Source organism: Streptomyces sp. NBRC 110611 (assembly GCF_001590865.1).
In the GTDB taxonomy this organism is placed as follows: domain Bacteria; phylum Actinomycetota; class Actinomycetes; order Streptomycetales; family Streptomycetaceae; genus Streptomyces.
Genome location: NZ_BBUY01000032.1, coordinates 22,447 through 28,793 on the forward strand (window position 1 = coordinate 22,447; position 6,347 = coordinate 28,793).

Below are 6,347 nucleotides of genomic sequence, written 5' to 3' on the forward strand. Positions count from 1 at the left end.
GCGTGATCTGTCCGTTGACCTGCACCTTAGCATACAGAAGTAACATTGATGCATCTGATACAACGGCCTTGTGGCCACGCATGCACCCGGATCGGCGCCTCTTGTTCTGGCCCGTAACGTCATCCACCTCGACCCCGCGCCAGCGGTGTTCGAGGCGATGAGGGAGGGCTGGGCGAGGCAGCAGTCGGCCCGGTTTCTGAAGCCGTCGACGATTGATCCGCGGGTGCGGCTGATCGAGCGGCTGGAGGAGTTCACCGGCCTGTATCCGTGGCAGTGGACGCCGGCGGACGGCGAAGCTTTCATCGCTCACCTGCGAAGTGGCGACAAGCCGATTCAGATGTCCACCGCTCGTACCTACGAGGTGACGATCGGGCTGTTCCTGGAGTACCTCCTGGACGCCCGCTACGGCTGGGTGCACGCCTGCTCGGAGCGGTTCGGCGAGGTGCCGCAGCAGGTCTTCCACGAGGGCAACTCGGTTCTGCACACCGTCGAGTACGAAGGCGACCCGCGCCGCCGGCCGCTGGACTACGACGAGATCCAGGCCCTGTTCGACGCGGCCGACGCCCTGCCCGGCAAGATCCGAGGCCAGGGCCGCAAGGGTGCCCTGTGTGCCCTCCGGGATGCGGCCGTACTCAAGACGATCTATGCCTACGGGACGCGCCGCACCGAACCCTCCCGGCTCGACCTGGTCGACATGCGGCGGAGCCGAAGGGCGCCGCAGTTCGGCCGCTTCGGCAGCGCGATGGTCCGCTTCGGGAAGTCCCAGAAGGGCTCGCCGCCCAAGCGGCGGACCGTGCTGCTGATCCCGGAGATGGACTGGGTCGTCGACGTCCTGGACCAGTATGTGACCGAGATACGCCCGCAGTTCTCACCTGGTCGCCACCCCGCGCTCTGGATGACTGAGCGAGTCGGGCGCCTGTCACCTCGGTCGATCAATGACGCGTTCGTCGCCGCCCGTGAAGGCCGCTGGCCTCGACGAGGATCTCGACCTCCACTGTCTCCGCCACAGCTGGATCACGCACGCGACCGAGTTCGGCTATCCGGCCCGGTTCGTACAGGAAAATGTCGGTCATTCGCACGCAGCCACCACGGCTATCTACATGGGGGGCTCGAACGAGTACCGCAACAAGCTGCTGGAAGCTTCGATGAAGAACCGACTGGGCGACGACTGGGACGTGACCTCGTGATCAAGAAGATGGGCTACCAGTGGCAGCTTCGGCAGCTGATGGCCGAACGGCAGATGTTCCAGACCTCGGACCTGGTGCCGTTGCTCGCGGAGCGAGGGGTCACGCTTTCGCGTGAACAGGTCTACCGGCTGGTGACCCAGCCGCCGCAGCGGATGAGCATGGACACCCTCGTCGCGCTCTGCGACATCCTCCAGTGCACCCCGAACGACCTGATCAAGCCCGAGGTCGTTAATACCCAGGTCCGCAAGGTGGCCGGTGGCGACGCCGATCCCACGCCGATCACTCCGCGCCGCGCGGTCATCCGCCGACCCGGGCAGCCGTGAACCAGAAGGAACGGCTTCGCCAGCAACGTCGGCAGGAGTTCGTGGAGAGCCGGGCCCGGGTACTCGCCCGCCTGCGGGAGGTGGTTGGCCCGGCGCTGACCGAACATGCCGCCCAGGCCGTGCTCGAACGGGCCAAGGCATGGACGGCGCCTCGAATACGTGAGCTGGACGACCACCTCGCCGAGAACCCCGACGCGCTGACCGCCCCGTCTCCGCACTGCCCTGCCTCGTTGGTTCGGGTGCTGCGGCAGCTTCAGTCGGCCGGCCACGGACAGGCGGTCACCCAGCTCGGATGCGCGCGCTGCGGCCGCACCGACGGCCTGCTGCCTCGGCCCACCCCGCAGGGACGCTGCTGCAACTGGTGCGTTGAGCGCGACACGAAGCGGCCCTGCTCCCGCTGTGGGCAGGACGGCCACATCGTCACCCACCGCGAGGAAGGCCCGATCTGCCGCAGCTGCTACCGCAAGGACCCCCTGTTCCTGCAGGAGTGCGCCGAATGCGGGCGGCTCCGGCCGCCGTCCGTACGGCGCGAGGACGGCACGGTGCTGTCTCTGGGCTGTGCTCCGCGTCCCGAACGCGAGTGCGTCCGCTGCGGGAACATGGCCGTGGCTCACACAATCGGCGACGACGGGGCCGTCTGCGACCGCTGCTACGAGCCGCCGCCCCGGCTCTGCGGGCTCTGCGGCCAGATCCGCCCGATCATGGCTCGCGCTGTCGATGACCAGCCCGACATTTGCGTCCGCTGCTACCGCGGCCCGGTCGACGAGTGCGTCGTCTGCGGCCGGCTCCGCCACGGCGTTCGGGTCAGCGAGCGCGGATGGACCTTCCGCTGCCGGTCCTGTCAGCCCGGCCCGTCGTGTCGGTGCGACGACTGCGGCGAGATCCACCCGGTCAAGGCGACCTGGCCGGTCGGCTCTCTCTGCAACACCTGCTACCAGCGGCGCAAGCGTAACCCCCAGCAGTGCTCGCGCTGCGGCACCACCCGTATCATGGCTGGCCGCACCCCGGACGGCCACGATCTCTGCGGGCCATGCGCCGGTCGGCCCGACCTCGACTGGGCCTGCCGCCGCTGCGGCTTCCCCGGCGACATCTACGCGGACGGCAGCTGCACCCGTTGCATCGTCAGCGACCGCGTCCACGACCTCCTCAGCCGCGAAGACGGCACTATCGCCCCCAGCTTCTCCCCCTCGCCGAAGCCCTTACGACGGTCGAGAAGGCATGGTCGGTCCGCCACTGGCTGCGGGTCAGCACCGGTGCCAGGATCCTGGCCCAACTCGCCGCCCGCCCGGACGAGATCACCCACGAGGTGCTGGATTCTCTGCCGCAGGATGCCGTTACGCGTTACGTCCGCGAGGTCCTGGTCGCCACCGGCGTCCTGCCCCGCCGGCAGGAGCACTTCGCCCAGCTGGAGCTCTGGCTCGATGGCCTCCTGGACCGGCTGTCGCCGCACCAGGCCCGGGTCATCCGGCCATTCGCCGAGTGGCACGTTCTCCGTGACGCCCGGCGCCGCGCGGACCGGGGTCGCTACACGGCCAGCTCCGCAGCCGGCGACCGCACCGACATACGCGTCGCCGTCGAGTTCCTCACCTGGCTCGACGCCCGCAAGCTCGTCCTCGCCACCGTCGCCCAGGAGGACCTCGACCTCTGGCTTACCACCCATCCCACTCGGCACAGCGGCGTCGCGTCCTTCATCCGCTGGACCGTCGCCCGTCGCCTCACCAGCAAGCTGGTCGTCCCTCCGAAGAACAAGGGCCTGCCCGCGAACTTCCTCAGCGAGTACGACTACGACGAGCAACTCCGACGCCGCCTCACCGACGACACGCTGCCGGTCGAAGTACGCATCGTCGGCGCGTTGGTACGGCTCTATGCCCTGCCGGTCACCTGCATCGTCGAGCTGACCACCGACCGGTTCCACCGCGAGGAGGACGGCGCCTACTTCACGTTCGACCGCAACCCCGTCCTGCTGCCACCCAAACTCGCCCGGCTCATCGAGCAGCAGATCGCCCAGCCCGGCCCGACCTCCGTGCTTCGCCGGCCATCGGAAGTTGGCTTCCTGCTGCCGGGCCGACCGCCCAGCAAGCCACGAAGCGCGTCTGAGGTCCACGCACTCATGAAGCAGTACGACCTCCCGGTCCTCGCGGCTCGCAACACCGCAATGCTCGAAGCGGTGAGTGAGCTGCCGCCCATCGTCGTCAGCGACCTGTTCGGCGTCTCCGCCAGCAACGCTCACGCCTGGGCCGGGTTCGCACAGGACAGCTGGGCGGACCACCTCGCGGCCTGCCAAGAGACCGAATAGCGCAGGGTTGGAACACTGCCTCTTCACCAGTCGCGCTTGAGGCATACGAGCGGGCCGTGCTCACCGAGAAGCTGACCGAGTTCCGCCGGTTCCTCACCGGCACGGTCGCCCCGCACGCTGCCGCCCACCCCGGCGACAAGTGGATCAGGCACATCATCGCCCAGCTCAACTCCATCGAATCCACCCTCGATCTCGTCGTCTCTTCCTGACCACTCATGGGCGGGGGCGCCGGCCTTGCCGGTCGCCCCCGCCCGCAACCGCCGTCGGAGGAAGGCCGCCTATGCGTCAGCGCCGTTATCCCTCCGACGCCACCAACACCGAATGAGCCCTGATCGAACCGCTGTTGCCGACGCCGGCCTGCGAGACGTCGGTCGGGGGCCGACCGGAGAAGCACCCGCGGCGCGAGATCGTCGACGCGATCCGCTACATCGTTGACACCGGCTGCAAATGGAGGGCCTTGCCTGCTGATTTTCCGCCGTGGCAGACGGTTTGGGGCTTTATGACCCGCTGGGCCGCAGCTGGCGTGATTGGTCAGATTCTCGACGCGCTGGCCGGCCGGATTCGCGGCGAGATGGGCAAAGGGCCCAGGGCGGTGGCCACCGTAATCGACTCCCAGTCGGTGAAGGCCGCCGAAACCGTCAGTCGCGACTCCCGCGGCTATGACGCGGGCAAGAAGATCAACGGACGCAAGCGCCACATGGTCGTCGACACCCGCGGCCTGCCCCTGCTGGTCATGGTCACCCCCGCCGACCTGCACGATGCCGCAGCGGCGAAGGAAGTCCTCTTCCGCCTCCGCCTCATGCACCCCGAAATCACCATCGTCTGGGCCGACTCCGCCTATGCCGGCAAGCTCGTCGACTGGGCAAAGCAGCACCTCAACCTGACGATCAGACCGGTCAGCCGCCCCAAGGACGCCTCCAGCTTCGTCGTGCTACCCCGTCGTTGGGTCGTCGAGAGGAGCCTGGCCTGGATGATGCACGCCCGCCAGCATGCCCGCGACTACGAACGCCTCGTGCAGCACTCCGAAACCCTGATCGCCTGGGCCGCTATCACCCTCATGACCAGCCGGCTGGCCCGGAAAGGCTCCACCCCCAGCTGGCCGAGGAAACAAGCGCCGGCCGACGGCTGCCCCCTTCCCTCCTCCCCTTCAGTCTCTTCCTCCGCGTCGCTGATGGCGGAGGTCGTGCATGCTCTGCTGGACCTCGATCAGGGATACGGTCCGACCGAGGACCCTCCGGACGCCTTACACAGCACCGTCCTGGAAGCGAAGGTGGGCGCCGAATGCCGCCGCGACCACCATGGTCATGGACGCGGCGATTGCCACGGGAAGGTCTCGTCCTCATCGAGTCCAAGGAGCTGCACCCCAGTTCGATGCAGCCGGTTGACCAGCACATTGTCCGTCAAACCAGAGTCCGGACCCGCCTCCTCGGCCCATCTAACTGCACTTTGGCCAGCAGGGTAGCGAGCAACTGCTGGCGGTCCTCGTCCTGCGGGTCCTCACGCCGTACCTCCGGATCGAAGAGCGGCTCGGCCCCCCAAAGCCACCAGGGCCCGGTAGAACTGGTCTGTGCTCACGGGGTACTCGCTGCGGATACTCACGTCCCCAGCATCAACTCACATCGGGCCCCAGAGCAGGCCCGTTTCGACCTTGCCGCCGCCAGAACCACCAGTGAAGGTCAGCGGGTACGTGCCCATGGGGCACAAGGACCACCCCTCCATGCTCCTGACGACGTCCCCGATATGGTCATCGGCGAAGATCTTGAGGAGTTTGCCGACCACCGTCAGGATCATGCCGAGAATCTCGATCTTCTTCTCGATCTTTCCGGCAAGCTTGAAGAGCCAGTGGTCGGCGATCTTGCTGAGCTCCTCGCCCAGATTCTTCAGCGTGGCGCTCTTGTGCCAGTCCTCCTCCCACGCCTGCAGGAGTAGCACCCTGCCGTCGCCGATCTGGTTCGCGCTCTTGTTCTCTTTCATGATCTGATGCCAGAACGGCTTGATCTTCTCGTCTGCCTTCATCGACCAGCTCTGCGACGGCGCCCACCAGCTGCCGACCTTCGTCCTCGCCTGACACACGAAGTAGATCTCGTCGCACGGCCCCTCGATCTCCCCCTCGGCCGACGTTCGCTCCACCAGATGCAGGCAGTCGTAGAGAGCCACCTGGTCGGTGCTGTACTCGCGCGCCCCCTCCGGTGCCGGCTCCAGGGCCTCTCCGGGAGCACCGTTGAAGTCGGCGTACCAGCCGTAGTCGGCTGCCGCCGCCTTCGCTGCACCCCGCGCCGACCCCTCGGCGTCAGTGGCGACGTTCGGCTGCGCCAGCACAGCAGGCACAACTTCCTCGGTGAGCGCGCGCGTGGCGTCCTCGAAGGTGAACGAGTCGCCCGGGGCCAGATCAGCTACCGCATCCGGGAAGAGCACCTGACGCGCGTCCTCAGACAGGCCCGTATAGACCTGGCCGTAGCCCGCCACATCCTCCGGCGACAACCCGGCGCCGCACCGCACCGACGAGCTGCTCCTCCAGGTCTGTCAGCGGCTGCTGCTGGG

3 protein-coding genes and 3 pseudogenes are annotated in these 6,347 nt (G+C 67.6%); 5 read left to right on the plus strand and 1 reads right to left on the minus strand.

What is annotated here, in order from left to right; genetic code table 11:
• The first annotated feature begins 157 nt into the window (after nt 1–157).
• The 5 genes and pseudogenes from AZE13_RS31910 to AZE13_RS31930 all read left to right on the plus strand — a co-directional run.
• Nucleotides 158–1,187 (plus strand): annotated as a pseudogene (locus AZE13_RS31910) (tyrosine-type recombinase/integrase).
• A complete protein-coding gene (locus tag AZE13_RS31915) occupies nt 1,184–1,510 on the plus strand; it encodes a helix-turn-helix domain-containing protein (RefSeq protein WP_066939932.1) in 327 nt (108 codons plus the stop codon). Before AZE13_RS31910 ends, AZE13_RS31915 begins: the two are co-directional and overlap by 4 nt.
• A gap of 1,114 nt (nt 1,511–2,624) precedes the next feature.
• Nucleotides 2,625–3,806, plus strand: coding sequence for a hypothetical protein (locus tag AZE13_RS38660; RefSeq protein ID WP_258528130.1), 1,182 nt, complete (start codon nt 2,625–2,627; stop codon nt 3,804–3,806).
• Between the two features lie 29 nt (nt 3,807–3,835).
• Nucleotides 3,836–4,015 (plus strand): annotated as a pseudogene (locus AZE13_RS31925) (RacP protein); the annotation flags it as partial.
• A 119-nt stretch (nt 4,016–4,134) separates the two neighbouring features.
• A pseudogene (locus AZE13_RS31930) lies at nt 4,135–4,974 on the plus strand (IS5 family transposase); the annotation flags it as partial.
• A gap of 446 nt (nt 4,975–5,420) precedes the next feature.
• Here AZE13_RS31930 and AZE13_RS31935 read toward each other — a convergent pair.
• Nucleotides 5,421–6,305: a hypothetical protein gene (locus AZE13_RS31935; RefSeq protein ID WP_147264780.1), complete on the minus strand. Its 885-nt coding sequence runs from the start codon at nt 6,303–6,305 to the stop codon at nt 5,421–5,423.
• Nucleotides 6,306–6,347 lie beyond the last annotated feature (42 nt).